This is a genomic window from Enterovibrio paralichthyis (assembly GCF_019209835.1).
Classification (GTDB): Bacteria; Pseudomonadota; Gammaproteobacteria; order Enterobacterales; family Vibrionaceae; genus Enterovibrio; species Enterovibrio paralichthyis.
This window is the reverse complement of sequence record NZ_JAHUTS010000004.1, coordinates 1-25,752: the sequence shown is the minus strand read 5'-3', so window position 1 is coordinate 25,752 and position 25,752 is coordinate 1. Positions and strand designations below refer to the sequence as shown.

Sequence of the window (25,752 nt, the reverse complement as noted above, 5' to 3'; positions counted from 1 at the left end):
CAACACCGCACAAGCCCGGTTTTTATCAATGTCGGCGTTCTTAAAGGAGACAAGCCATGTACCTTGCTGTCAGCGGTACTTGTTATTGGTGTATGGAAGCAATATTCCGCGCAGTGCGCGGCGTTTCCTCTGTCGAACAGGGTTTTGTCAAAACCCGAGGCAGTCATTTTGTCGAAGCAGCGCTGATGGAGTTGGATGAGAAAATCCTGCCTCTCAATGCGTTAGTCCGTATCCATCTTTCTTCCCATGCGGCAACGGCGAATCACAGTGCGCGTGGAAAGTACCCCAGTGCCGTTTATCCAATGGATAGCGCCCAATTGATACGCTGCAAGCAAGCTATCGCATCTGCAGCACTGGAAAACGGCGAAGCTGTCGTGACACAGGCTTTGCCGTTTCTCGCTTTTTACCCTAACCCGGCAAAGCAACAGGACTATTTCTGGCGTCAACCGGAGAAACCGTTTTGCCAGCGAACGATATTACCGAAACTCAAAGCACTCGCGTTGGGTTTTCCACGCGCGATCACGCCACAAGCCGCGCAATTCCTGCGTGACGAAGTTTACAAACAGCAGGCATGAAAAAAGCGCCGGTTGGCGCTTTCTCTGGTATGGCTTAACTTACTTGCCTTCTTTGGCTTTCTGGCGCGCGTTGAATGCCGCCATCTGCTCATCGGTAGCAGGAAGCTGGTGCTTTTCCTTCCATTCGCTGTAAGGCATGCCATAAACACGCTCGCGAGCTTCTTCATCACTCACGTCCACGCCCAGTTTGTCCGCTTCCGCCTTGTACCATTTGCCAAGGCAGTTACGGCAAAAATCCGCCAGGATCATCAGGTCGATATTCTGCACTTCTTTGTGGTTATCGAGGTGAGACAGGAAACGGCGAAACGTTGCCGCATCCAGCTGATCTTGTTGTTCTTGGGTCAGTTTATCCGACATGACTTACTTCCTTTATCTTCGATATTTTTTGATGGTTATGGAGATAAAACATACCAATGGATGCTTGAAAACAAAAGAGCAGACCTAACATTCTAGGATCTGCTCTTCCTGTGTTTTCATTAGTGTGGTTTGAAATCCCCATGTCCCGGACGATGTGGTTTGAACTGCTCCAGCTCTGCATTGAGCTGGGCTTCCACATAACCCGGCGAGTGGGTCTTCACAGACAGTAGACGGTACATGGCCGGAATAACCAGCAAAGTCACTGCCGTGGCAAACGCCATACCCGCAAAGATCACCGTACCTACCGCCACTCGGCTTTCATAGCCAGCACCGGTTGAAACAATCAGCGGAATAGCACCAATGATGGTGGTAAACGCTGTCATCAAAATCGGGCGCAGACGACGCACAGAGGCATCAATGATTGCCTGTTCAAACACCACACCTCGGTCACGCAACTGGTTGGCAAATTCGACGATAAGGATGCCGTTTTTAGTGACCATACCAATCAACATGATCATGCCGATTTGCGAGTAGATATTAAGCCCCTGCTGGGTCAGCCACAGTCCAATAAAGCCACCGAAAATACCCATTGGTACGGTCAGCATCACCACCAGCGGGTTGATAAAGCTTTCAAACTGCGCGGCCAGCACCAAATAGGCAACCAGAAGTGCGAGACCAAACACCACCAGAATACTGCTCTGGTTGTCCTTGAACTCGGCAGACTCACCGGAGTAACTCACGGAAATATCAGCAGGCAGCAACTCGATCGCTTTGGCATCCATAAAATCCAGGGCATCCCCCAGAGTGTAACCGTCGCCAAGGTTTGCTTTCAGGGTGATGGATTTTTGCTTGTTGAAGTGGCGCAGGGTTTGCGCTGAAGCCACCTCTTCCACCTCTGCCAAGGTATCGAGACTCACCAACTCGCCTGTGCGGGTACGCATGTAAATCTGGCTGATGTCATCTTTGCTGTTAAAGCGTGATTCATCGCCCCGCAGATAAACGTCAAACTCTTCACCACGGTCAACAAAGGTGGTTTCGCTCTTACCGCCCAACATGATTTCCATGGTGTTGGAGACTTCATCCACACTGATCCCAAGCTCAGCTGCGCGCTGGCGGTCAATTTTCACCACCAGTTCAGGCGTGGTTTCTGCGTAATCCAAATCAGCACCCTGCAGGATTGGGCTGGCTTTGGCTTCATCCAGCAGCAGTTGCGCCCACTTGTTCAGCTCCTGATAGTCAGGGCCGCCCAGCACAAACTGCACCGGCTCGCTCGAACCGCCACGGAAACCCGGCAGGAAGGCACGGACAAAAATATCCGGGATGCCCGCCAGCTCTTTGCGGACACGGTTCAATGCCTCACCTGCGGTTTGATCACGGTTGTCCCAGTCTTCCAGCTGCATGATCACAAAACCTGTCTGGTCACCCGCCATGCCACCGAAAGCCGGAGCCTGCATGGAAATAGAGGTCAGCAGGCCTTCTTCTACCAGCGGCATCAGACGGCGCTCAATCTCTTCCATGTTGCCGACCATGCGGTTGTAAGCCGTACCCTCTGCACCTTTCACAAAGGCCATCAGTACGCCACGGTCTTCCTGTGGCACCAGCTGAGCAGGCAGATTTTTCAGCAGATAGAAGCTGCCGCCAATACAGGCAAGGATCACCAAAGGCGCAACAAAACGGGCTTTCACTGCGCCGGTGACTATCTTGCGATAGACGTTTTCAACTTTCTCAAAGAATGCATCAACCATACGGTTGAAGGCTCCGCGTTTTACGTTGGCTTTGAGGATCTTACTGCCAAGCACAGGGGTCAGGGTCAGTGCCACAATGGAGGAGAAGATCACTGCCATGGCCAGCAAGACCGAGAACTCGGTGAACAGCTTGCCCACCATGCCTTCCATAAAGGAGATTGGCAGGAACACCATAACCAGCACGGCTGTGGTTGCCACGACGGCAAAGCCCACTTCGCGCGTCCCTTTGTAGGCCGCCACCAGCGGAGTTTCGCCCTTTTCGATATGGTGGAACATGTTTTCCACCACCACGATGGCATCATCCACCACCAGACCAATCGCCAGAATAAGTGCCATCAGGGTCAGGAGGTTGATAGAGAAACCGAAGAAGTATGCCGCGATAAAGGCAGACACCAGCGAGACCGGCACCGTCACGGCAGGGATCAGCGTGGCGCGCACCTGTCCGATAAAGATATAGAGAACCAGAATCACCAGCGCACCGGTGACAAACAGGGTGCTGTACACTTCATCAATCGAACGCTCGATAAAGATGGTTGAATCGTAATCCACCCAAAGCGATGCGCCTTGCGGCAAAAACGGTTGGAACTCATCGACCAGCTGGCGAACAGCAACAGAAACATCCAGCGGATTGGCATCAGACTGCGGCACAATGCCAAGACTGAGGTTGTTCACGCCGTTGTTTTTGTAGGTCGCGTTTTCGTTCTGGGAGCCGATATAAACGTCAGCCACATCTTTGAGGTAAATCGGGCTGCCGTCATTGGCAGTGCGCACCACCAGATACTGAAAGTCTTCCGGCGTCTGGTACAAACGCTCAGTACGCACAGTCATCTTGGTGATGTCGTTTCGGATTTCGCCGCCCGGGCTTTCAAGGTTTTCCCTGCGAAGTGCAGAGGTAATGTCATCCGTCGTCACGCCACGGCCTGCCATCAGCACAGGATCCAGACGCACATACATGACTTTATACAGCGCACCGTATAGCTCGACCGAGCTGACACCGGTCAGCAGGCTGAACTTATCTTCCAGCACACGCTGGGCATATTCAGTCAGCTGTGTACGATCCATTTCAGGCGATGCGAGGTTGATGTACATCGACGCTTCGCCCGAACCATTGGACTTGGAAACAATTGGCTCGTTGGCTTCATCCGGCAACCGGCGCTGGGCACGGGCGACGGCATCACGTACATCACTGACGCCTTCCGTCAGATCCCAGTCGATATTGAATTCGATGGTGATGCGTGACATACCGTTGCGGCTGACCGAGGTAATTTCTTCAATGCCGCTGATACCGGAAAGTTCATCTTCCAATACCTGGGTGATCTGGCTTTCCATGATGCTGGCAGACGCACCAGCATAGCGGGTCATTACCGACACCACCGGGCTGTCGATATCCGGGTATTCTCTCACTGCCAGTTTGCTGAATGAGACAATACCGAACACACACAGCAGTAAGCTCAGTACAATCGCGACCACCGGCCGCTTAACAGAGACATCTGACAACCACATTTATTTGTCACCTTTCGCAGCAGTCAGATCGTTCACTTTTGTGCCATCGCGCATACTGACCAGCCCCTGCACCACGATGCGGTCGCCAATCTCAATGCCGCTTTCCACGGTCACCAGGTTATCAATACGCGCACCCAGTTTCACTTCTGTGCGGTGGGCAGTGCCTTGCTCATCAACAACATAAACAAAACGTTTGGTACCTGAATATTCAATGGCTTGTACAGGAATCACCGCGCTAACGGCCGGCGCAAACGCCATCGTCGCTTCCATCATCATGCCCGGGCGCAACAGGCGAGCCTTGTTGTCGATATTGATGCGCGCGCGCAGGTTCAGCGAGTCGTCATTAACACGGGAGTCGACAGCAGTCAGTGCGCCGTCAAAAGTTTTGTCACGCCACGCTTTGGAATGTGCAACTACTTCAATGTCTTTGCTCAGTTCAGACAGATACTGCTCCGGTACGTTGACATCCAGTTGCATCAGGGAAAGGTCATCAAGATTTAGCAGGGATTCACCGACAGAAACCAACTGGCCGCGGGTGATATCAACCAAACCCACAGTGCCGGCGAATGGCGCTTTGATAAAGCGGTCATCCAAATCAGCTTTAGCTGCATCCAGACGCGCTTTGGCCACATCGACGCTCGCCTGCTGGGCATCCAGTTCGGTTTTGGTCAGTGCGCCACGTTTGTGCAGTTTGGAAAACTCAGCCAGTTTACGCTGCTCGTCGCTGTAAACCGCCTGCGCTTCCGCCACACTGGCTTTGGCTTTGTCAGTATCGAGCGTTAGCAGCGCGTCACCTTCTTTCACTTCCTGTCCGGCTGTCACATAGACTTGCTCTATTTTTCCCGCCACTTGCGGGGCAATCACAACTGAGTTTTCTGACTTGAGGTTACCAATCAAAGAGAGGCTGCGCGCCACAGGACGCGATTCTACCTGCGCCGTAGCAACGGCAATCGCAGGTCTTGCCGGACGACCGGCATTTTTTTCAGCTGCATCGGGTTTTCCTTGCCAGGCAAAATAGCCTGCAGCACCTAAAACAACAACGGCAGTGAAAAGAAGTTTGTTTTTCATTTTATTAACCGTAAATAACAACTGGCGATAGTCTACTCTATGCCTATGTTTCGTGCGGTAAAGAAGTGTAAATCCAGTAAAAGATTTGCGCGCTTTAATCGCTTCCAGCCCAAACGGGTACCTACATACGCTTCGCTTAGATGGCCTTACACTGACAAAATTCCGCCTTCCGTTGTTAATACGTACTCTAGCGCCGAAAAAACCAGCAAACGCACAGCATTTTCAAGAAAAGTGCTTTACAGAATAGAGTCGTTTGATAATATGCGCCCCGCACAGCGTGGTGGGATTCCCGAGTGGCCAAAGGGATCAGACTGTAAATCTGACGGCTCCGCCTTCGAAGGTTCGAATCCTTCTCCCACCACCATTTACTGCGCTTCATGGCGATGTTCGTTTCGATTTCCGCGGTGGAGCAGACAACTAGAATAACTCGTGGTGGGATTCCCGAGTGGCCAAAGGGATCAGACTGTAAATCTGACGGCTCCGCCTTCGAAGGTTCGAATCCTTCTCCCACCACCATCTTTCAGCTTCGCAGCGATGTTAGTTTGATTTCCGCAGCGCAGCACACAATCAGAATAACTCGTGGTGGGATTCCCGAGTGGCCAAAGGGATCAGACTGTAAATCTGACGGCTCCGCCTTCGAAGGTTCGAATCCTTCTCCCACCACCATCTTTCAGCTTCGCGGCGATGTTCGTTTGATTTCCGCAGCGCAGCATACAATCAGAATAACTCGTGGTGGGATTCCCGAGTGGCCAAAGGGATCAGACTGTAAATCTGACGGCTCCGCCTTCGAAGGTTCGAATCCTTCTCCCACCACCATCATTGAAAAGCCAGCTCATCGAGCTGGCTTTTTTACATCTTCTATTTCCTGTCTCAATACTTATTGGCCAATGGCATCACGACCGTGTGGTGCCCACAAATCCTGCTCAGGCCCTTTAGGTACCACCCGCGTTGGGTTGATCGTGTCGTGGCTGTAATAGTAATGGCGCTTGATGTGATACATGTCCACGGTTTCCGCCACACCCGGTACCTGATAAAGCTCCTTCAGGTAACCAAACAGGTTTTTGTACTGGGCGATTTGCTGGCGGTTACATTTGAAATGTCCCACGTACACAGGATCAAACCGCACCAGGGTCGTAAACAGACGCCAATCCGCTTCGGTGATCTTATCCCCTGCCAAGTAACGGTTTGTCGCAAGGTGTACTTCCACTGAATCCAGCGCAGAGAACAGGCTCTCATAAGCCTCTTCATAGGCTTGCTGTGTGGTGGCAAAACCGCTGCGATACACGCCATTGTTGATATTCGGATAGATGTACCCGTTCCACTCCTCAATCACATTGCGAAGCGCCATTGGATAGAAATCTTCCGTGTTACCCGTTAAACCGTTAAATGCATCATTGAACATGCGGATGATTTCTGAAGATTCGTTGCTGACAATGGTTTCCGTTTTTTTATCCCAAAGCACTGGCACAGTCACACGGCCGGTGTAATCCGGTTTGGCCTTGGTATAGATCTGGTGCATGAAGTTAAAGCCATAAAGTGGCTCTGGCTCATCAAACTGCCAGCCGTTTTCCAGCATATCCGGGCTCACGACCGAGACAGAGATGTGCGACTCCAGCCCTTTGAGTTTTCGGAATATCAAAGTGCGGTGTGCCCAAGGACAGGCAAGGGAGACATAGAGATGATACCGCCCGGATTCAGCGCTAAAACCGGCGTCTCCGGTGGGTCCAGCCTCGCCAGATTCTGTTACCCAGGAGCGGAAACCGGCATCTTCACGGATAAATTTTCCACCGGATGCTTTGGTGTCATACCAGACATCTCGCCAAACACCTTCCACTAACTTGCCCATACCATTCCTCCTCTAAACTGTTGAAGGCAGTATATGAACAGTGATGCCGAATGTCGGTAAGGTGGATTTGTCAGAGTCGTTCGAAATTTCCGAACAGCGCACCCAGTGCCGAAGCACCAGGCGCTGGAAGATCAGGAGTTGTCGCCTAACAGGGAAATATTGAAGGAAACGTTGGCGGCCGCGCTGCCATCAGGAAAGGTCTCATTGATGTTCAGTTCATCACCTTCTATGGAAAAACGAATCGTCGGATCCTGGGCCTGATCGCGCCAGCGACCATCTTTACCCTGTGCCCACACGGCGCGCTTCTTGTCTATCTTGCAGCGAAAGTGCCATTTCTTGCCGTCATCCGGGCGCTTGTAAGAGATATGGAAGATATTGAGTTCGGTTTCTGCTTCCACTTCCGTTTTATCTACCACCATCACGGTTGGGCTCTTGCCTTTTATCGCTGCAATGCTGGCACGGCAAATCTGTTCCTGGGTAAAGTCGCCGGTTTCGCTGCACGCAGCCAGCAGAAGTACCAAACCCGATATGGAGACCATTTTTGTCAGTGTCTTCAGATTCATGCTGCTCCTCCTTCAGCGCAAAAGCTGTAACCGCATCATTTCTAAAGCATAGTTGCAAAGGTAAGAATTTGCCGCCAACAGCCCTGATCCTACCGCGATAAAACAACCGTTATTGTTCAGCGCGTTAGGGAAGATTCAGATACACTAAGTGGCACTCAACGCATTTCAGACAAAGAGAAGTAAGTCAGCATGAAAGTCATTTCTTTTAATATCAATGGATTGCGCGCCCGCCTTCATCAACTTCAGGCGCTGATTGAAAAACACCAACCCGACGTTATCGGTCTTCAGGAAATCAAGGTTCACGACGAAGCCTTTCCAGTCGAAGACGTCGAAGCCATGGGTTACAAAGTCTATTTTCACGGCCAGAAAGCCCACTACGGCGTCGCAATGCTGTGCAAACAAGAACCGCTGAGCGTTCAAAAAGGCTTCCCAACGGATGAAGATGACGCCCAACGCCGAATGATTATGGCAACCTTCAAAAAAGAAGATGGCAGCGAAGTGACCGTACTGAACGGCTATTTCCCACAGGGCGAGAACATTGAGCACGAAACCAAGTTCCCGGCCAAAGTGAAGTTTTACCAGGATTTGATGACTTACCTGAACAGCTCTCGCAGCAATGACGAGAAGCTGATTGTGATGGGTGACATCAACATCAGCCCAATTGATTTAGACATCGGCATCGGTGAAGTTAACCGCAAACGCTGGCTGAAAACCGGCAAGTGTTCATTCCAACCGCAAGAACGCCAGATGCTGGCCACCCTGATGGACTGGGGTTTTGTAGACACTTTCCGCCAGCAATACCCAGATGTTGATGACAAGTTCTCGTGGTTTGATTACCGCTCCCGCGGTTTTGATGACAACCGTGGTCTGCGCATTGACGTGATTCTGGCTACGCCATCTTTGGCAGCCGAATGCATCGATACCGGTATCGACTATGAACTGCGTGGTATTGAGAAGCCTTCAGACCACGCACCGATTTGGGCGGAGTTTAAGTAGACTAGAGACTAGAGACTAGAGACTAGAGACTAGAGACTAGAGACTAGAGACTAGAGACTAGAGACTAGAGACTAGAGACTAGAGACTAGAGACTAGAGACTAGAGACTAGAGACTAGAGACTAGAGCATCATAGTGTGTCAATTCGATAGCAAAAAGCCAGCAATTCGGTTGCTGGCTTTTTCTTTATCTTTCTCGAGTCTGCTTTTTCTCGTCTCTCGATTCTGCTCTACGACTCCAACGGCCTTAAATGCCTGTGCCAACGGTGTTCCAGCCGCTTAAAACCGTAAACGATGGTAAAGGTGAGGCAAAGGTAAATCGCGGCCACAAACAGGAAGGCATCAAACGGCGCGTAGAAACGGGCGTAGATGTCGCGCGCGGCACCGGTCAAATCAATGATTGTCACCACAGAGGCAATCGAGCTGGCGTGCAGCATGAAGATCACTTCATTACTGTAAGCCGGTAAAGCACGGCGGAATGCCGATGGCAAAATAATGCGGCGCAGAATGGTAAAGCGTGACATTCCGTAAGCCTTGCCCGCTTCAATTTCGCCCGCAGGCGTCGCTACCATCGCGCCACGCAGGATCTCTGTTGTATACGCGGCAGTGTTGAGCACAAAAGCCAACAAACAAGGATAAAAAGCATCTTCCACCACGGCCCAAAACATGGACTGCTGAATGCCTTCAATCGTCGCTACACCGTAGTAAATAAGGTAAAGCTGGATTAGCAGCGGGGTGCCGCGGAAGATATAGACGTAAACCCATACAGGACGGTTGATCCAAGGGTTTTTCGATGTTCTCGCTACCGCCAGTGGTACAGACAGGATAAGTCCCAATACCAGCGACAGAAACACCAACTGAACGGTCACCACCAGGCCATCCCAGTAATGCAGGATAGTGGTCGACGTGAAGATTTGGTTTTGGTCTAAAAGTGCGTAAATTGAATCTAACATGCCCTGTCTCCTCAGCCTCTTACTACACCAGCACTGAATTTGCGCTCCAGCCGTTTTAGGCCAAGCTCTGATACCGAGGTGATCAACAGGTAGACTATTGCTACCGGAATAAAGAATTTAAATGGCTCGTTCACTGCCCCTGCTGCTTCTTTTGCCAAACGGGTCATGTCCGCCAGACCAATCACTGACACCAGTGCTGTCGTTTTTACCAGCACCAGCCAGTTATTGCCGATTCCTGGCAGGGCATGACGCATCATTTGCGGGAACATGATGCGGCGGAAGATCATCCACGGGCTCATGCCATATGCCGTACCTGCTTCCAACTGACCACGGTCAACCGCCAGGAATGCACCGCGGAAGGTTTCAGCCATATAGGCACCGAAGATAAACCCAATAGTGGAAACACCAGCAGTGAACTCATCGATATTGATAAAAATATCGATGTCGTATTTGTCGTAGAGCCAGTCGGAGAAGTTGTTCATCATGATCTGTGCGCCGAAGAATATCAGCAGCATCAGCACCAGATCGGGTACGCCCCGAACTACAGTGGAATAAACCGTTGCTACACCACGGGCGAAACGGTTTTTTGAAAGACGAGCCAGTGCTGTTACTAATCCCAGTAACACAGCAATAATGGCAGAAAGTACCGCCAACTCGACGGTCAGAATTGCGCCCAAAAAGATTGATGGGCCGTAACCATGCAGATCTAACATCCCTTCCTCCTGCACGAATAAACCGATAGCGAAACTACCGCTTTATGGATCTTGTATTCAGTTTTCGCTTATCAGTCAAAAGGGAGCGAATACCGCTCCCCCTAGAGCTTTATTTGCCTTGTAAGCACTATCTCGAACAAGGCTTGGTCATCTGCTAAGAATTGCCATTTGTGCCTAGCAGAGTTCCTGCGAAGTAGTAGGAACGACATTAATGTTGTCTTTCCTACTACAGATTGCTGTAAATTGATGGTGCTGTATCAAGACAACGAGCAAACGAGTCGCTGGGAGCTTAGTGCGCTAAGTGACCGAGCGAGTTTGCGCAGTTAACGCCGATACAGTGCCATCTATGACCAGCAATGCAGAGTTACATTTTGATGTTGTACTTAAAGTACTTATTCATGATCTCGTCGTATTTGCCGTTCGCTTTCACTTCCGCCAACGACGTATTGAAGATCTCTACCAGCTCTTTATCACGCTTACGGAACGCAGCGCCCACACCATTACCCAGCTGGATGGTTTCGCCCACTGCTTCGAAAGTATCGCCATCTTTACCGCCTAGGATTGACGCTTCACCAACCGGGAAGTCAATCAGGACGATATCCAAACGGCCACCTTGCAGATCAAGAACCAGATCGTCGCCTGTGGTGTAGCGTTTGATGTCGGCAATCTTGCCGAAGGTGTCTGTCGCGTGGGTGTCTTGGATAGTACCGCGCTGAACGCCGATACGTTTGCCTTTCATAGAGTCTGCGTCAGCAGGGTTCAGGTCTGACCCTTTAGGTGCGAAGTAGCCGCTTGGCGTGTTGTAGTATGGCTGAGAAAATGCCACCTGCTCAGCACGCTCTGGGGTGATGGACATGGAAGAAAAAATGACGTCGTATTTGCGCGCCTGAAGACCTGGGATAATGCCATCCCATGCCTGAACAACCCAAGAGCAGTTAAGCTTGGCGTTTTCACACACAGCATTACCCAGATCCACTTCGAAGCCGGTCAGCGTGCCGTCTGGCGCTTTGTATTCGAAGGGTTCATAAGGTACATCTACAGCGATACGAACATCTTTCCAATCTTTTGCCTGAACAGCTGTCGCGCCAAGTGCAGCGGTAACCGCTGCGGCAACTAACCATTTTTTCATCTTTCTGTCTCCTTATGGATATTTCAATCAGATGGCGTGACTCCTTTGCCACCTGTCTTGTGCGTTGAAACGCGTTTGGGCTTGGTAAGCCTAGTAAATTGAAGAAATAAACTGTTTCAGTCGTTCTGACTCAGGGCTCGTAAATAGCTTAGCTGGGTCCCCCTGCTCTTCCACTAAACCCTGATGTAAAAACATCACATGGTTGGATACGTCACGGGCAAACGCCATCTCGTGGGTGACCACAAGCATGGTACGGCCTTCTTCGGCCAGGCTTTTCATGACGTTGAGCACTTCACCGACTAGTTCAGGGTCGAGCGCTGAGGTCGGTTCATCGAACAACAATACTTCGGGCTCTACCGCCAGCGCGCGGGCAATTGCTGCTCGCTGTTGTTGTCCACCTGAGAGGTGCCCTGGGTAATAATCCCGGCGTTCCCACAAGCCTACCCGCTGCAGGAAAGCTTCTGCGCGCTCCATAGCTTCAGCTTTAGGAACGCCCAAGACGTGGATGGGCGCTTCAATAACATTTTCGATAACGGTCATGTGAGACCAGAGATTGAAGCCCTGAAAAACCATGGCAAGGCGTGAGCGGATGCGTTGGACTTGTTTGTCGTTAACCGGTACAGCTTCCCCGTGACGGCCATTTTTCATCTCTATCAATTCACCGTTGACCCAAATCTCGCCACTGGTTGGCGTTTCGAGCAAATTGATACAACGAAGAAAGGTACTTTTCCCTGAGCCTGAGGAGCCGATAATGGAGATCACATCACCGCGATGTGCATCTAAAGAAATGCCTTTGAGTACTTCATGCTGACCAAAGGTTTTGTGTAGATCTTTTACCTGCAGCGCTACTGCTTCCTTCATGCGCTTGACTCCTGTCTTTATAAGCACTTCATCTTGTCAACAACCAGTCTGAAACAGTCTTGGGCCTGTAACTGGTCTGAGTTCAGCGAATTCTTTCTCTGTCGTCCGTGCTACAAAACTTTTCACTACTGAAGCTCGTTTATCTGAAAATAACATCCATCAGATCGAACAGCAACAATTTGTTAACCTTTAAGTTGGTAAAAAATAAGTCATTTTGAATGCATAATTACCCAAACCAAGTATTCCATCAAGAGTTTGTAGCGATTGATGACATCTCACGCTTAGTGTAGGGTGTATTTCAAGAAAAATTCTTATAAATATCAATATCGAGAGAGCTATGTTGCCCCGTTTGCTAACGCTGTGTTTCGTGCTTGTCTCTTTCGCCGGAACTGCGTCACCCAACACCCTGACTATCATTCCTGAGTTGTCGAATGGGTTCGTGAAAAACTACAACCCTTTCCGCACTGATAAGCTTGCGACGACACAGGATTTTATTTTCGAGCCTCTGATGATATTTGAGGAGGACAAGACTCACTTCCGCCTCGCAGAAAGCTACCGACTTTCCGACGATCTGAAAGGCATTACACTCACGCTGCGTGAAGGTATCCATTGGTCCGACGGCAACCTCTTCAGTGCAGATGATGTGGTTTACAGCCTTTCCCTGATTAAAGATGAACCCGAACTGGATTATGATTCACTCGGCACATGGATTGAGCGGGTAGAGAAACGTGGTCAAAATGAGGTCTACATCTCGTTAACGCGTCCAAACGCACAAATTGCCCGGCAGCTCCAGGACGTTGCGATTATACCGAAGCACCAATGGGAGAAAGTCAGCGAAAAACGATTGTTCCTGAATGCTGACCCTATCGGCACCGGTCCCTTTACCACCATTAAAGCGTTCAGTAGCAACAACATTGTTCAGTGTCGAAACCCCCATTACTGGCAGCAGGCATCTCTGGAAATTGATTGCATCCGTTATCCGCTGGTGAGCAGCAATGACGAATTGATTTCACGCCTCAGCAATGGCGAATTTGATTGGGCCAGCGCCTTTATTCCGGATATTGAGCGCAACTACGCTTCCTATTCCCGCGATTATCATTACCATCAAAAACCGTCATCCATTGTCAGCCTGATGTTTAATTTCAAACATCCTGACGAAGAAAAACGCAATCTTATTCATGACGTTGATTTTCGCCGCGCCGTTTCCATGAGTCTTTCACGCGATCTTTTGATCGACGTTGCAGTTTTTGGCCAAGGGGAAAAAGCCGCCCTCGCCAGCGGCCTTGAGTCCAAATTTGAACACTGGATTGCCAACTCAGCAGCTGAACAGCACCTGTATTACATCCGGTTTCACCCTAAAGCAGCCGAACGTCTTCTCGACGACTTGGGGCTGATGGACATTGACGGCGATTTGATGCGGGAACTGCCTTCCGGCGCGCCATTTTCATTGAAGATTGTTGCCCCGGCAGGGTGGAGTGATTTTATCTCTGCCGCCAATATTGCGTCTGAAATGCTCGCAGCGGTGGGCTTGAAAGTGCGTACTGAAGTCGTACCGTTTCCTGAATACGAAGCGAAAATGGCAAATGCTAACTACGACCTCAGCATTACCAATTACTTTTCCGGAAAGACACCCTTTCTGTATTTCGACTCCGCCTTCAACAGCGAGTATCAAACACCCCATTCTCCAAGGTACGCCCAGCATTACTTTAAAGATGAGGTTGTTGACCGTTTGCTGGGAGAGTACTTACTCCAAACTGAAGGGGATGCGCAACGTCAGGTGATTAACGAACTTCATCTGCGCATTGCAGAACAACAGGTGACCGTGCCGCTTTACTACACACTGGAAACGGTGGAATTTACCACCAACCGTTTTACGGGGTGGCGCTGGCTTGAAAATGGAGAGCCTCATGTACCGCCGGTTTGGCACACAGAAAGGCCACGGCTGATCCAATTGCTCGAATTGAAGCCCGTGGCCGGAGAAATAAAACGATAACGCTATTTGGTTTCCATCAGATCCAGCGTTTTAAGCCACACCTCTGCATCGCTGTCCGGGTCTAGGGTTTTCAGTGTTTCGTAAGCATAACGGGCAGTGACTTTGTCATTGGTCTTCATTGCACTGTAACCCAGGATTTGCCAAAGAAACGTATCCTCTTCGCCTCCTAAATCGATAGCCTGTTGTGCCAAGGTTGCCGCTTCAGGCCATCGTTGCAGTTGGGAAGCGATTCGGCACTGCGCACGGAGTAGCGGCAATTCCGGTTGCTGGTTTAACTTGCTGGCAATGTTCCAGGCCTTAGTCCACTCAGCAGCCTGGATATAGAGTTGGAGTTTGCGCTGATCAAACTCTCTGTCCGCAACAATAGCGCCAGCTTCCAGTCCTTTATCGAGCCAATCAATAGCCTGATAAGGTTTTCCCGCCATCGCCGCAAATTGAGCAAGATCCACATAATCCTGTCCGTTTAATTCTGCACCGCCGTCGAGTTGTTGCGCCAGCGTATCAGCCGCTTTACCAAAATCGCCCAGCCGCGAGTAGGCTCCTGCTTTTTTTCGCTCCCAGCGGATGTCATTCCCGTACTTCAGTTGCACAAGCCGGATTGTATTGATAAGTGCACGATTTTGGTTGAGTTGCTCCTCGCTCAGCAACTTAATTTGCCAAATATACTCAGGGGCATCGGCATAGCGCGCAATGATGGCGTTGGCATGTTCAAGCGCCTTTTGATAATCCTTTTCGCTGAAAAGTGCGCGGGCATACAACTGCTCAACCGGTTGAAACGGCGGGTATTCACTGACATACATTTCACCATAGAGCACCGCAATTTCTGGCCTGCCGCGCGTCATTGAGAGTGAAACCAGCGCGCCCAGTACATCTTTTCGAAGGTTATCCGGCAGTTTTTTGTATTCCAGCGCTTTGGTATAAGCCATGGCAGCGCGGTCAGCATTTCCTTCATGAAGGTAAATGTACCCGAGTAAACGCTGGTGCAGCGCTTCCTGCTCCTCATTGTCAGCCACGAGGGCCTTGGCTAACTGGGAAGCTTCGGTGAACTGATCGTTTGCCAGCAACTGCTCAATACGGTTTAGGTGACGGGCAAAATCCGGGTCGCTGGCATAAGCCGGAAAAAGAGTGCAAAGAAACAACAAACCAGCGCCAAATACTTTCATATTCCTCAACCATTAACGACTTGATATCTCGAATATAACGCAGATTAGACATCGCCTGCCTATAAAAACAGCTATTTTTTGCGTGCATGCGACATATCCGATGCGAGTCGCACGACTTTGCACCTTTGGCATAAAACGAAATGAGGTCAAGCGATGTGTATGTGCAGCCCCTCGCAACTGGGTATATACTTCGCGCCTGCTCACAAGAACGAGAAAGTCATGAAAACTTATATCCCCGGTAAAGACGCCGCGCTGGAAGAATCCATCAACGGTTTTGAAACCAAACTGAAAGCGGCCGGCTTTAACGTAGAGCCGATCTCTTGGCTCAACCCTGTCCCTAACGTTTGGTCAGTCCATATTCGCGATGTTGATGCGCCAATGAACTTCACCAATGGTAAGGGCGCCAGCCAGAAAGCGGCTTTGGCATCCGCGCTGGGGGAGTATTTTGAGCGTCTTTCCTGTAACTACTTCTATGCCGATTACTTCCTGGGAGATGACATCGCTAACGCTGATTTCGTCCATTACCCAAATGAAAAATGGTTCCCGTTGGAAGACGACGACTGCTTGCCTGAAGGCCTGCTAGATGGACCTACCCGCGCGTTTTACGACCCGGAAGACATGCTGGCTGGCTCAGACTTGATTGACCTGCAATCAGGCAACGAAGAGCGTGGCATCTGTGCTTTGCCTTTCGTGCGCCAAAAAGACCAGCAAACGGTTTACATCCCGATGAATATCATCGGCAACCTGTATGTTTCAAACGGCATGTCTGCGGGTAACACCGCGACAGAAGCACGCAGCCAGGCACTGTCAGAGGTGTTTGAGCGCGCCGTTAAAAACCGCATCATTGCGCAGCGCATCAGCATGCCGGAAGTGCCGGCAGAAGTGATTGCCCGTTTCCCAACGATCAAGGCGTCTATCGATGCGCTGGAAGCGGAAGGTTTTCCAATCGTGGTTTACGATGCGTCAATGGGCGGAAAATACCCGGTTGTTTGCGTCACCCTGTTTAATCCAAACAACGGTACCTGCTTTACATCATGGGGCGCGCACCCACGCTTCCAGGTGGCGTTCGAACGTACCGTGACTGAACTGCTGCAAGGGCGCGGCCTGAAAGATCTGGATGTGTTCGAAGCGCCATCTTTCCACGATGAAGATGTGGCCGACCACCACAACCTGGAAACCCACTTCATCGATTCATCAGGCACCGTCTCTTGGGACATGTTCAAAGACACCCCGGACTACCCGTTCACAGAATGGAATTTCGACGGTACATCAGAAGAAGAAGTGCAGTGGTTGCTGGGTAAACTGCACGCAGAAGACGCGGATGCCTACATCGCTGACTACGACCACCTGGGCGTGAACTGCTGCCGCATCATCGTGCCTGGCTGGTCTGAAATTTATCCGCCGGAAGAAGTCCAGCTTTGCAACAACAACCGCGGCACGGATTTGCGCGATGCCATGACCATGCTGCTGGCAACCGGTTTTGCGGATGACGAGTGCGAATCCCTGTTCGATGTGCTCGACATGGCCGATTTCGACGACAGCTACATGGTCTGTGAACTGATGGGTATCCTCCCGGATGCTGGCAGCGCATGGAAATCGCTGACTATCGGTGAGCTGAAGTGTTTGCTGGCACTGGCGATGGGTGAACTGGATTCAGCCCAGGAGTTTGCAACCTGGAGCCTTGAGTACAACGCAACCATCTACAGTCCAGAGCGACTGATGTTCATGCGTTGCCTGATCGCGAGCCTAGAGCTTGCGCAGGATGAATCCCGTGATCCGGCACAGTACCGCCGCGCGTTTGGTTTCACCTATGGCGAGGCTGTAACGGACGCTGTGTGGAGTTCCATTTCCGGTGATATCCGCTTCTACGGCCTGGAAGCCGCTGATGCTGATCTCACGCAATTTGGCACACACCAGAAACTGCTCGCATCCTACGAAAAACTGCAAAAGGCCAAAGCCCGCGCAGTGTAAATGATCTTGCCTGCCCTCAAGTAGGGCAGGCCTCTTTTCATGGCAGCTTTGCACAACCTGTTCACAATTCCAGCCTTCATTTTCCCCTTTTCTGGCTCATAACTGTGGCACACGTCTCACGCCTCGTTTCGTAATTAAATTACATAATTTCCGGTTATTTCAGCGCCAAAAGGACATGCATTGCGATAAAACCACCAATTTTTGTGTTGTCTTTCGGCTCAATGTAATTTATTTTCACGGAACTGATCTAAATCAAATTTACAGAGAGGAGGTTTGTTAGTATGGCGCTAAACAATTTTTTAGCTCTCTGTTTCTTATCTCTTCACAGTTACAACAGCAACTGTTCAGCGTAAAGAAGCAAAGCGCACGTAAACAGTTTGTTTGCTTTTGTACGAAGAGGACTTTATGTCAATCCAAGCTCCATCAGAGCAAATCGGCGACCAGGCGCAAAGCGAGTATCAAGCTAAGCACCGACCTGCCTCTGAGTTCGCGACGCGTTCAGATTACCTGGACCACGAACTTCAAATCATGAACCCACGCCGTTGGAAACTAAACCTTCCTGGCCGTGACTTCCGATTCGAACTTGAAGACCTCGTTCCTGCACTGGCGGGTACCATCGGCATTATTGCGATGTACTCAGCAGTAATGATGTCCTGGGCGGATGGCCTGACCCAAGCTTGGGATCACATCAACCTGGGCAAAGAGTTTGCTATCGAAGTAGCACGTGTAGAGATGCTTATCCCTGCCCTGCTGTTCTGTGTTCTTGCTTCTGGCTTTATCAACCCACGCGCTAACCTTGCCGGTAACCATGGCCCAATGATCCCGTTGATCGGTACCATTGCCCTGGCCGGTGCTCACCCTCTCGCGCTTGCACTTCTGCTGGGTATGTTCGGTCTGATGCTGAGCTACTTCAAAGGCGGTTCAAAGCTGGTCAACCTCACCAGTGAAGGCGTAGCAGGTGGTCTTCTGATCTTCCTCGGCTTCACCGGTGCAATGAGCCAAATCGCAGATATCCAAACCTGGGCAAAGGGTCTGGAAACCGCAACCGTTGCCAAAGGTAGCCTGGGTTATGTGGGTCTGGTTGTTCTTGCGGTTAACGTCGCACTGTACGCGCTGCTGGCACGTATGGGTAAACGCTGGCTGGCAATTCCTGCTTGTGCGTTTACTGGCCTGATCACTGCTCTGGCGCTGGGCGCTGGCTTCGACCTGACCTTCACTACCCAAATCGGTCTGCCTAACCTGAACCCTTGGTACTGGTGGGGAAGCACTGAGCAAGGTTGGATGCTGGGTCTGCCTAACCTGCAACACTTCATCGCGTCACTGCCATTTGCAATCCTGGCAGTTGCCATGTGGTCACCAGACTTCCTGGGTCACCGTATTTTCCAAGAACTGAACTACCCACCTAAGACTGAAAAAGTACTGATGGACGTGGATGACACCATGACCATGTGTTCTATCCGTCAGATGGTAGGTACTGCAGTGGGTGGTGGTAACATCACATCATCTTGGGGTACGTACATGATCCCTGCAGCGATTGCGAAGCGTCCAATCCCTGCCGGTGCGATTCTGCTGGGTTGTTTGGTGATGTTCATCGCTATCCTTGGCTTCCCAATGGACGTAGCGGTATGGCCACCGGTAATGCGTATCGCGCTGCTGGTAGGTGTATTCCTGCCACTGCTGGAAGCGGGTGTTCAGATGGTTCGTGAAACCAAAGACTCTCAGTCAGCAGGTATCTGTATCTTTGCATCCATGGTTGCTAACCCGGTTCTGGCGTGGGCACTGGCGATGTTGCTGGATAACAACGGCCTGATCGGTGACAAAGACCGTGCGAAAAAACTGTCTTTCGTAGACCGTATCGTTATCCCTGGTTCAGTACTGGTCATCTGTCTGGTGGCGATGCTGGCAGTAGGTATGCTTGAAGATCAGTTCGGTATCCCTGCGCTGATGTAATAAAAATCTGGGCAGCCATTTGGGCTGCCCAAAATACTATCCAAGGCTGGATACAAAGCGTAAAATCAAGCGCGTTTTTTGAGAGCGCCGTTGCTTTTACTGTTTTCAATGATCGTGTACCAACACCACGGAGAGTGGTGATGTGGCTACAAACCACTAGGTACTTGTTTTCTTCTACTAAAAAGGTAGGTACATCATGTCTGAGCAATTTGCTAAAGCATGGGAAGGTTTCGCTGAAGGCGAATGGCAGAAAGAAGTCGACGTACGTGACTTCATTCAAAAGAACTACACCCCTTACGAGGGTGATGAGTCTTTCCTGGTAACTGAAGGTACTGAAGCGACTAACAAGCTTTGGGAAAAAGTGATGGAAGGCATCAAGCTTGAGAACTCAACTCACGCGCCAGTAGACTTCGACACTTCTGTTATCTCTACCATTACTGCTCACGACGCGGGCTACATCAACAAAGATCTGGAAAAGATCGTTGGTCTGCAAACTGAAGCACCACTGAAACGTGCAATCATGCCTAACGGCGGTGTGCGCATGATCGAGGGTTCTTGTAAAGCTTACGGCCGTGAGCTGGACCCAATGGTTTCTAAAATTTACTCAGAGTACCGCAAGACTCACAACCAAGGCGTATTCGATATCTACACCCCAGATATCCTGAACTGCCGTAAGTCTGGTGTTCTGACTGGTCTGCCTGACGCATACGGCCGTGGTCGTATCATCGGTGACTACCGTCGCGTAGCACTTTACGGTGTAGACTTCCTGCTGAAAGACAAAGCGAAGCAATTCCACTCTCTGCAAGAGAAACTGGAATCAGGTGAAGATCTGCAAATGACTATGCAGCTTCGCGAAGAAATCCAAGAGCAATACCGTGCTCTGAACCAGATGAAAGAAATGGCTGCGAAATACGGCTACGACATCTCTGGTCCTGCGACAACTGCTCAAGAAGCTGTTCAGTGGCTGTACTTCGGCTACCTGGCTGCTGTTAAGTCTCAAAACGGTGCTGCAATGTCACTGGGTCGTACTTCTACGTTCCTTGACGTGTACATCGAGCGCGACATCGCTGCTGGCAAGATCACTGAAGTTGAAGCTCAGGAAATCATCGACCACTTCGTAATGAAGCTGCGTATGGTTCGCTTCCTGCGTACTCCTGAGTACGATGAGCTGTTCTCTGGTGACCCAATCTGGGCAACAGAATCAATGGGCGGTATGGGCGTTGACGGTCGTACTCTGGTTACCCGTACTAACTTCCGCTTCCTGAACACCCTGTACACCATGGGTCCATCACCAGAGCCAAACATCACGGTTCTGTGGTCTGAGCAACTGCCAGACGGCTTCAAGCGTTACTGTGCGAAAGTATCTATCGATACTTCTTCTATCCAGTACGAAAACGATGACCTGATGCGTCCAGACTTCAACAACGATGACTACGCTATCGCTTGTTGTGTATCTCCACAGGTTATTGGTAAGCACATGCAGTTCTTCGGCGCACGTGCGAACCTGGCGAAAACTCTGCTGTACGTAATCAACGGCGGTGTGGACGAGAAACTGAAACTGCAAGTTGGTCCTAAGCAAGAGCCAATGAAAGACGAGTACCTGGACTTCGATAAAGTTTGGGCGGGTCTGGACAGCTTCATGGATTGGCTGGCGAAGCAGTACGTGACCGCGCTGAACGCGATTCACTACTCTCACGACAAGTACAGCTACGAAGCGTCTCTGATGGCTCTGATGGACCGTGACGTATACCGTACTATGGCGTGTGGTATCGCAGGTCTGTCTGTTGCAGCTGACTCACTGTCTGCAATCAAGTACGCGAAAGTTAAACCAATCCGTGACGAAGACGGCATCGCGATCGATTTCGAAATCGAAGGCGACTACCCTAAATTCGGTAACAACGACAACCGTGTAGATGACATCGCATGTGAAATGGTTGAGAAGTTTATGAACAAGATTCGTAAGCTGAAAACCTACCGCAACGCGGTTCCAACTCAGTCTATCCTGACTATCACGTCTAACGTTGTTTACGGTAAGAAAACCGGTAACACTCCAGACGGTCGTCGTGCAGGTGCACCATTCGCACCAGGCGCGAACCCAATGCACGGCCGCGATGAGAAAGGTGCAGTAGCATCTCTGACTTCTGTAGGTAAACTGCCATTCGCACACGCGAAAGACGGTATCTCTTACACCTTCTCTATCGTGCCAAACGCACTGGGTAAAGATCACGATACTCAGCGTTCTAACCTGGCTGGTCTGATGGACGGTTACTTCCACCACGAGTCTGGTATCGAAGGCGGTCAACACCTGAACGTTAACGTACTGAACCGTGAAACACTGGAAGATGCAGTTAAGCACCCAGAGAAATACCCACAGCTGACTATCCGTGTATCGGGCTACGCTGTGCGTTTCAACTCTCTGACTGCTGAACAGCAAAAAGACGTAATCGCACGTACTTTCACTGAATCTCTGTAATCTGAGTATTCACTGAATCAAAAAGCACCTCCTCCGGGAGGTGTTTTTTTATGCCCAAAAGTTGCCCGCCCAACACCGTATGACGTTCTGTCGACGAGTCCTAAAATTAAGACCATACTGATATCAGACTGTTTCGACACAACAAAATCGCATTCTTCAGGGATGCTGCTCAAAGCGCTTTTAGAGGACGTCATGGACATATTGCTTGTCGAGGATCATCCATTCCAGCGGGACTTAATCGCAGGCCAGTTAATGCAATTGCTTACCGGCGAAGACAACCTTATTTTTGCCGAAAACGGCTCCATCGCACTGGAAAAAATACTGCACCACAAACCTGACCTGGTTTTCTGCGACTTAGACCTGCCGGATATTGATGGCATCAAACTGCTGAGTAACGCTGCCGAACGCGGCTTTATGGGATGCATAGTCATCACCAGCGCCGCTTCCCCCAAGGTGTTACGCACGGTAGAAAGTATGTGCGAGCGTATGATGCTTAATGTCTTGGGTATCTTGCCAAAGCCAAGCTCAATCCCCTTGCTGAAATATTACCTGACGATCGCCACCGAACATGACGTGAACTTCCCAAGGGAACTGCTTCCCCTTTCAGAACATGAAGTGCTGGAAGCGTGGAATGCACAAATGTTCGAAACCTGGTTCCAGCCCATCGTGCGCTTTGATACCGGTGAATGGGTTGCCTGTGAAGCCCTGCAAAGACTGCGACACCCAATACGCGGCGTCACCTTGCCCCGCAGTTTTCTGCCGCAACTGACCAAGCTCGGGCTAGAGTCAGTACTTACGTTAAACATCATCCACAAGGTGCTCTCCGAACAGGAATTTTTGCAAGGCCGGCCTGTCGGCATCAATATCTCTGCAGACAACCTGATTGAGCTGAATTTCGTTGATGAAGTGCTGGCGTTGGGCCAAAAGCACTCTCACCTTAACCAAATCATTTATTTTGAACTGCAGGAGCCGGAAAGCTTCGAGCGCATAGCCCAGCTTCAGGAAGCGGCATCGCGCTTGTTGTTGCAGGGTTTCCGCATTGCCATTGATGATTTTGGATCAGGCTATGGTACCTTGCAGCAGGTCGAGTTTCTGCCCATCGATTCGCTTAAAATTGGCTTGAATCTGGTGCTTCCCATGCTCAGTTCACGGACTGCGATGGCACTGGTAGAAGCCAGTGTGATGGTCGCCAGGCGGATCCACGTCGCGTCGGTAGCAGAAGGGATTGAGTGTATTGAAGTCTGGCATTCCTTAAGGGACATGGGGTGCGATTATGGACAAGGATTTTTCATCGCCAAACCCATGCCCGCCAACACGCTGCACGACTGGCATGTCCTTTGGCAAGCGCTGCTTGAAAACAAATCCCTCTGCCCGGCTGTTGCTATCAATACCCTGTAGCCCGGTTGTCACCGGCGCAGGGCTACCGGCTCACAGTCCCTGTCATTCCCCTACATAATTGACGGGAATCTCCCTGTCACACCGGATATTCGCTTTTGGTCACCCCGATTCTGTAATAAAATAACACCCTATTTGTTACAGTCGTTTTTGGAGACACCATGTCGGTAATTGGCCGTATTCACTCCTTTGAGTCTTGTGGAACCGTAGATGGTCCTGGCATTCGCTTTATCGTGTTCATGCAAGGATGCCTGATGCGCTGCAAATACTGCCATAATCGCGATACCTGGGATCTGGACGATGGCCGTGAAATCACGGTTGAAGAAATCATGAAAGAGGTAGTGACCTACCGTCACTTCATCAATGCCTCAGGCGGCGGCGTGACCGCTTCAGGCGGCGAAGCTATGCTTCAGCCTGAATTTGTACGCGACTTCTTCCGCGCAGCCAAAGCGGAAGGCATCCACACTTGTCTGGATACCAACGGCTATATCCGCAAACACTCTGACGTGATTGACGAGCTGCTGGATGCGACCGATCTGGTGATGCTGGATCTGAAGCAAATCAATGACGATATCCACCGCGAACTGATTGGCGTGCCGAACAAACGTGTGCTGGATTTTGCCCGCTACCTGCACCAACGCGGCCAGAAAACCTGGATTCGCTACGTGGTCGTTCCGGGTTACACTGATGATGAAGATTCTGCACGCCGACTGGGTGAGTTCATCAAAGACATGGACAACATCGAGAAAGTTGAGATGCTGCCATACCACCAGCTTGGTGCGCACAAGTGGGAAGCATTGGGTTACGAATACGAACTCAAAGACGTAAGCCCACCAAAGAAAGAAACCATGGAAATGCTGAAAGGCATCCTGGAAGGATACGGCCACAAAGTGGTGTACTAATCCCCTGCTTCCTGCAAAAAACCGGCCTCGCGCCGGTTTTTTCATTTCCGTTGGAGAGCCTTATGGTTAACGCTCCGGCGAAAGATATTCGTTGTCGTAGAAAGTACGCAGCCAATGCGGACGGTAAACCGTCATCAGGGTGATCGCCATGCCATTGAGCAGCCCTTCTGGAAACCAGATCAACAGTGCCAGCATCAGGTAGTTATCGACTATATTTGGCCAAGCATAAAGCCCTGAGACCCAGTACCCGGCAGAGACCACACAGATGTGAAAAACAATGGTGACCGCCGCATTCAGGAAGCCTGCCAGAAAAATATAAATAAAAAGATGATGGCTCATATAACGGTAGGTCAGCCAGAATACCGCGTAGCTGAGCAGCGCCGGCAAAACAGCCGTTGTGAACGCATAGAGCCCGACATCAGCAAACGGAAGTAATCCGAAGGCAACCATCAAGGTCAGAGGAAGCACGCAAATCCAGATGGCAATACGCGGGCCATGGCAAAGCGTCAGCACTGTCATCCCCAAAAAGTGGATATCTAACCCTTCTCGGATCCCCGCCTTCAACGCCCATAGGCAGAACAGCACAATGGCACTGGCGAACACGAAATGCTGATACCCTTTTTCTGTGCGCATTTTTTTCCAGCCAACCGGGGAGCGGCAAAGCCAAAGCGATACCAAAAAACATCCCCAACCAACAAGTTGCCAGTAAACCATGCCTAATCCCAATCCATGCTTTTATTCAGTATGTCCACAGGGCAGATTCTATCCAATTTTCAAGTTAAAAAAGCGTGACTAACCTGTAGTGAGATCAAGAAATTGATGAATACGAACTGCTAATCTGTGGCACATGAATTGCCAAATTTGCTCATCAAAAAAAGAACTAAGAGCTTGTTTGGATAAAGAATTATTTATATTTCGAGGCCACTCCCATGGAAATGACACACGCTCAACGTCTAATCCTGTCAAACCAATACACCCTGATGTCTCAGATGGATCCGCAAAACGCAGAGAAATATCGCCGTCTTCAAACCATCGTCGAACGCGGTTATGCACTGCAAATGCGTGAACTGGACAAAGACTTCGGTGATATGTCTGAAGATCTTTGCCGTCAGGTGATTGATTTTATGGAGATGTACCACGCACTTCAGGAATCACACAAAATGCTCGGAGACGGCAACCACTGCGAATGCGATGTCGATGCGCGTCGCCTGCAGTTTTGGGGCTTTGACGCTGCGACAGAAGCGCAACTGATGCACTACGTGCGCTTCCTGACCGACAACGAAGGTCTGTACCCTCAGTTTGACAAAGGCCAGCACCACTTCAATGCGCAAACCCCAATGCTGGAAAAATACCAGCGCATGCTGAAAGTGTGGCGCAACTGCCCTCGCCAGTACCACCTGAGTGGTAACGAAATCTGCCAGATCGTGAACGCATAAACCTCACATTCCGGTCAAAAAGCTGCTCTTTTGGGCTAATGCCAGTCAGTTAAGCTGACTGGCTTTCTTTTTATTGGGGTATTTCTTTGCCTTAGGCTTCACGGCTCTCGGGTATATTCGATCTTCTCGCTTAATGGGCAACACATGATGTATCGCCTCCTCC

The 25,752-nt window shown here is 50.4% G+C and carries 20 protein-coding genes and 4 tRNA genes; 13 read left to right on the top strand and 11 right to left on the bottom strand.

What is annotated here, in order from left to right; translation table 11 throughout:
* The first annotated feature begins 56 nt into the window (after nucleotides 1–56).
* Nucleotides 57–575, top strand: a complete 519-nt coding sequence (locus tag KU854_RS06115; protein ID WP_218357567.1) for a peptide-methionine (S)-S-oxide reductase — start codon at nucleotides 57–59, stop codon at nucleotides 573–575.
* Between the two features lie 39 nt (nucleotides 576–614).
* Here KU854_RS06115 and KU854_RS06110 read toward each other — a convergent pair whose 3' ends face one another.
* From KU854_RS06110 to KU854_RS06100, 3 genes are all read right to left on the bottom strand, one after another.
* The gene (locus KU854_RS06110) at nucleotides 615–932 is read right to left on the bottom strand and encodes a DUF1244 domain-containing protein (RefSeq protein ID WP_218357566.1); all 318 of its coding nucleotides are present in this window, start codon (nucleotides 930–932) and stop codon (nucleotides 615–617) included.
* Nucleotides 933–1,051: 119 nt separating this feature from the next.
* Nucleotides 1,052–4,180 (bottom strand): multidrug efflux RND transporter permease subunit, encoded by a 3,129-nt coding sequence (locus KU854_RS06105; RefSeq protein ID WP_218357565.1) that lies wholly within the window; start codon nucleotides 4,178–4,180, stop codon nucleotides 1,052–1,054.
* Nucleotides 4,181–5,248, bottom strand: a complete 1,068-nt coding sequence (locus tag KU854_RS06100) for an efflux RND transporter periplasmic adaptor subunit (RefSeq protein ID WP_218357564.1) — start codon at nucleotides 5,246–5,248, stop codon at nucleotides 4,181–4,183. It abuts the gene before it with no gap.
* Nucleotides 5,249–5,527: 279 nt separating this feature from the next.
* Here KU854_RS06100 and KU854_RS06095 point away from each other — a divergent pair.
* The 4 genes from KU854_RS06095 to KU854_RS06080 all read left to right on the top strand — a co-directional run bounded on the left by KU854_RS06095 (nucleotide 5,528) and on the right by KU854_RS06080 (nucleotide 6,064).
* A tRNA-Tyr gene (locus tag KU854_RS06095) sits at nucleotides 5,528–5,612 on the top strand.
* Between the two features lie 67 nt (nucleotides 5,613–5,679).
* Nucleotides 5,680–5,764: transfer RNA gene (locus KU854_RS06090), tRNA-Tyr, on the top strand.
* 65 nt (nucleotides 5,765–5,829) lie between these two features.
* Nucleotides 5,830–5,914 (top strand) — tRNA-Tyr (locus tag KU854_RS06085).
* 65 nt (nucleotides 5,915–5,979) lie between these two features.
* Nucleotides 5,980–6,064, top strand: a tRNA-Tyr gene (locus KU854_RS06080).
* A gap of 61 nt (nucleotides 6,065–6,125) precedes the next feature.
* On the opposite strand, the gene KU854_RS06075 is transcribed toward KU854_RS06080, so the two are convergent.
* Together KU854_RS06075 and KU854_RS06070 are read right to left on the bottom strand one after the other, a co-directional pair.
* Nucleotides 6,126–7,094 carry a glutathione S-transferase family protein gene (locus KU854_RS06075; protein ID WP_218357563.1) on the bottom strand — a complete coding sequence of 323 codons (969 nt, stop codon included), beginning with the start codon at nucleotides 7,092–7,094 and terminating at the stop codon, nucleotides 6,126–6,128.
* A 131-nt stretch (nucleotides 7,095–7,225) separates the two neighbouring features.
* Nucleotides 7,226–7,657: a hypothetical protein gene (locus KU854_RS06070; RefSeq protein WP_218357562.1), complete on the bottom strand. Its 432-nt coding sequence runs from the start codon at nucleotides 7,655–7,657 to the stop codon at nucleotides 7,226–7,228.
* A gap of 189 nt (nucleotides 7,658–7,846) precedes the next feature.
* Here KU854_RS06070 and xthA point away from each other — a divergent pair, with 189 nt between their 5' ends.
* Nucleotides 7,847–8,653, top strand: coding sequence for an exodeoxyribonuclease III (gene xthA, locus KU854_RS06065; RefSeq protein ID WP_218357561.1), 807 nt, complete (start codon nucleotides 7,847–7,849; stop codon nucleotides 8,651–8,653).
* A gap of 227 nt (nucleotides 8,654–8,880) precedes the next feature.
* Here xthA and KU854_RS06060 read toward each other — a convergent pair whose 3' ends face one another.
* The 4 genes from KU854_RS06060 to KU854_RS06045 form a co-directional block, all read right to left on the bottom strand.
* Nucleotides 8,881–9,603, bottom strand: coding sequence for an ABC transporter permease (locus KU854_RS06060; RefSeq protein WP_054778507.1), 723 nt, complete (start codon nucleotides 9,601–9,603; stop codon nucleotides 8,881–8,883).
* An 11-nt stretch (nucleotides 9,604–9,614) separates the two neighbouring features.
* Nucleotides 9,615–10,316, bottom strand: coding sequence for an ABC transporter permease (locus tag KU854_RS06055; protein WP_054778506.1), 702 nt, complete (start codon nucleotides 10,314–10,316; stop codon nucleotides 9,615–9,617).
* A gap of 364 nt (nucleotides 10,317–10,680) precedes the next feature.
* Nucleotides 10,681–11,445, bottom strand: a complete 765-nt coding sequence (locus tag KU854_RS06050) for a transporter substrate-binding domain-containing protein (RefSeq protein ID WP_218357560.1) — start codon at nucleotides 11,443–11,445, stop codon at nucleotides 10,681–10,683.
* Between the two features lie 90 nt (nucleotides 11,446–11,535).
* Nucleotides 11,536–12,306 (bottom strand): ABC transporter ATP-binding protein, encoded by a 771-nt coding sequence (locus tag KU854_RS06045; protein WP_218357559.1) that lies wholly within the window; start codon nucleotides 12,304–12,306, stop codon nucleotides 11,536–11,538.
* A gap of 337 nt (nucleotides 12,307–12,643) precedes the next feature.
* On the opposite strand from KU854_RS06045, the gene KU854_RS06040 reads away from it, so the two are divergent.
* Nucleotides 12,644–14,299, top strand: a complete 1,656-nt coding sequence (locus KU854_RS06040; protein WP_218357558.1) for an ABC transporter substrate-binding protein — start codon at nucleotides 12,644–12,646, stop codon at nucleotides 14,297–14,299.
* Nucleotides 14,300–14,301: 2 nt separating this feature from the next.
* On the opposite strand, the gene KU854_RS06035 is transcribed toward KU854_RS06040, so the two are convergent.
* Nucleotides 14,302–15,462, bottom strand: a complete 1,161-nt coding sequence (locus KU854_RS06035; protein WP_218357557.1) for a tetratricopeptide repeat protein — start codon at nucleotides 15,460–15,462, stop codon at nucleotides 14,302–14,304.
* Between the two features lie 219 nt (nucleotides 15,463–15,681).
* On the opposite strand from KU854_RS06035, the gene ycaO reads away from it, so the two are divergent.
* The 5 genes from ycaO to pflA all read left to right on the top strand — a co-directional run bounded on the left by ycaO (nucleotide 15,682) and on the right by pflA (nucleotide 24,153).
* Nucleotides 15,682–17,433 carry a 30S ribosomal protein S12 methylthiotransferase accessory factor YcaO gene (ycaO, locus tag KU854_RS06030; protein WP_218357556.1) on the top strand — a complete coding sequence of 584 codons (1,752 nt, stop codon included), beginning with the start codon at nucleotides 15,682–15,684 and terminating at the stop codon, nucleotides 17,431–17,433.
* A gap of 405 nt (nucleotides 17,434–17,838) precedes the next feature.
* Complete coding sequence (locus tag KU854_RS06025) at nucleotides 17,839–19,383, top strand: DUF3360 family protein (RefSeq protein ID WP_255555442.1); 1,545 nt, start codon at nucleotides 17,839–17,841, stop codon at nucleotides 19,381–19,383.
* 196 nt (nucleotides 19,384–19,579) lie between these two features.
* The gene (gene pflB / locus KU854_RS06020) at nucleotides 19,580–21,856 is read left to right on the top strand and encodes a formate C-acetyltransferase (RefSeq protein WP_218357555.1); all 2,277 of its coding nucleotides are present in this window, start codon (nucleotides 19,580–19,582) and stop codon (nucleotides 21,854–21,856) included.
* Nucleotides 21,857–22,048: 192 nt separating this feature from the next.
* The gene (locus KU854_RS06015) at nucleotides 22,049–23,254 is read left to right on the top strand and encodes an EAL domain-containing response regulator (protein WP_218357554.1); all 1,206 of its coding nucleotides are present in this window, start codon (nucleotides 22,049–22,051) and stop codon (nucleotides 23,252–23,254) included.
* 158 nt (nucleotides 23,255–23,412) lie between these two features.
* The gene (gene pflA, locus KU854_RS06010; RefSeq protein WP_218357553.1) at nucleotides 23,413–24,153 is read left to right on the top strand and encodes a pyruvate formate lyase 1-activating protein; all 741 of its coding nucleotides are present in this window, start codon (nucleotides 23,413–23,415) and stop codon (nucleotides 24,151–24,153) included.
* Between the two features lie 66 nt (nucleotides 24,154–24,219).
* Here pflA and KU854_RS06005 read toward each other — a convergent pair whose 3' ends face one another.
* Nucleotides 24,220–24,867 carry an energy-coupling factor ABC transporter permease gene (locus tag KU854_RS06005; protein WP_218357552.1) on the bottom strand — a complete coding sequence of 216 codons (648 nt, stop codon included), beginning with the start codon at nucleotides 24,865–24,867 and terminating at the stop codon, nucleotides 24,220–24,222.
* A gap of 215 nt (nucleotides 24,868–25,082) precedes the next feature.
* Here KU854_RS06005 and KU854_RS06000 point away from each other — a divergent pair, with 215 nt between their 5' ends.
* Nucleotides 25,083–25,589: a YfbU family protein gene (locus KU854_RS06000; protein ID WP_218357551.1), complete on the top strand. Its 507-nt coding sequence runs from the start codon at nucleotides 25,083–25,085 to the stop codon at nucleotides 25,587–25,589.
* Nucleotides 25,590–25,752: the final 163 nt, after the last annotated feature.

Bases quoted from the DNA above. Each gene is read 5' to 3' on its own strand.
- KU854_RS06115 (WP_218357567.1), top strand. From the start codon at position 57: ATGTACCTTGCTGTCAGCGGTACTTGTTATTGGTGTATGGAAGCAATA.
- KU854_RS06110 (WP_218357566.1), bottom strand. From the start codon at position 932: ATGTCGGATAAACTGACCCAAGAACAACAAGATCAGCTGGATGCGGCA.
- KU854_RS06105 (WP_218357565.1), bottom strand. From the start codon at position 4,180: ATGTGGTTGTCAGATGTCTCTGTTAAGCGGCCGGTGGTCGCGATTGTA.
- KU854_RS06100 (WP_218357564.1), bottom strand. From the start codon at position 5,248: ATGAAAAACAAACTTCTTTTCACTGCCGTTGTTGTTTTAGGTGCTGCA.
- KU854_RS06075 (WP_218357563.1), bottom strand. From the start codon at position 7,094: ATGGGCAAGTTAGTGGAAGGTGTTTGGCGAGATGTCTGGTATGACACC.
- KU854_RS06070 (WP_218357562.1), bottom strand. From the start codon at position 7,657: ATGAATCTGAAGACACTGACAAAAATGGTCTCCATATCGGGTTTGGTA.
- xthA (WP_218357561.1), top strand. From the start codon at position 7,847: ATGAAAGTCATTTCTTTTAATATCAATGGATTGCGCGCCCGCCTTCAT.
- KU854_RS06060 (WP_054778507.1), bottom strand. From the start codon at position 9,603: ATGTTAGATTCAATTTACGCACTTTTAGACCAAAACCAAATCTTCACG.
- KU854_RS06055 (WP_054778506.1), bottom strand. From the start codon at position 10,316: ATGTTAGATCTGCATGGTTACGGCCCATCAATCTTTTTGGGCGCAATT.
- KU854_RS06050 (WP_218357560.1), bottom strand. From the start codon at position 11,445: ATGAAAAAATGGTTAGTTGCCGCAGCGGTTACCGCTGCACTTGGCGCG.
- KU854_RS06045 (WP_218357559.1), bottom strand. From the start codon at position 12,306: ATGAAGGAAGCAGTAGCGCTGCAGGTAAAAGATCTACACAAAACCTTT.
- KU854_RS06040 (WP_218357558.1), top strand. From the start codon at position 12,644: ATGTTGCCCCGTTTGCTAACGCTGTGTTTCGTGCTTGTCTCTTTCGCC.
- KU854_RS06035 (WP_218357557.1), bottom strand. From the start codon at position 15,462: ATGAAAGTATTTGGCGCTGGTTTGTTGTTTCTTTGCACTCTTTTTCCG.
- ycaO (WP_218357556.1), top strand. From the start codon at position 15,682: ATGAAAACTTATATCCCCGGTAAAGACGCCGCGCTGGAAGAATCCATC.
- KU854_RS06025 (WP_255555442.1), top strand. From the start codon at position 17,839: ATGTCAATCCAAGCTCCATCAGAGCAAATCGGCGACCAGGCGCAAAGC.
- pflB (WP_218357555.1), top strand. From the start codon at position 19,580: ATGTCTGAGCAATTTGCTAAAGCATGGGAAGGTTTCGCTGAAGGCGAA.
- KU854_RS06015 (WP_218357554.1), top strand. From the start codon at position 22,049: ATGGACATATTGCTTGTCGAGGATCATCCATTCCAGCGGGACTTAATC.
- pflA (WP_218357553.1), top strand. From the start codon at position 23,413: ATGTCGGTAATTGGCCGTATTCACTCCTTTGAGTCTTGTGGAACCGTA.
- KU854_RS06005 (WP_218357552.1), bottom strand. From the start codon at position 24,867: ATGGTTTACTGGCAACTTGTTGGTTGGGGATGTTTTTTGGTATCGCTT.
- KU854_RS06000 (WP_218357551.1), top strand. From the start codon at position 25,083: ATGGAAATGACACACGCTCAACGTCTAATCCTGTCAAACCAATACACC.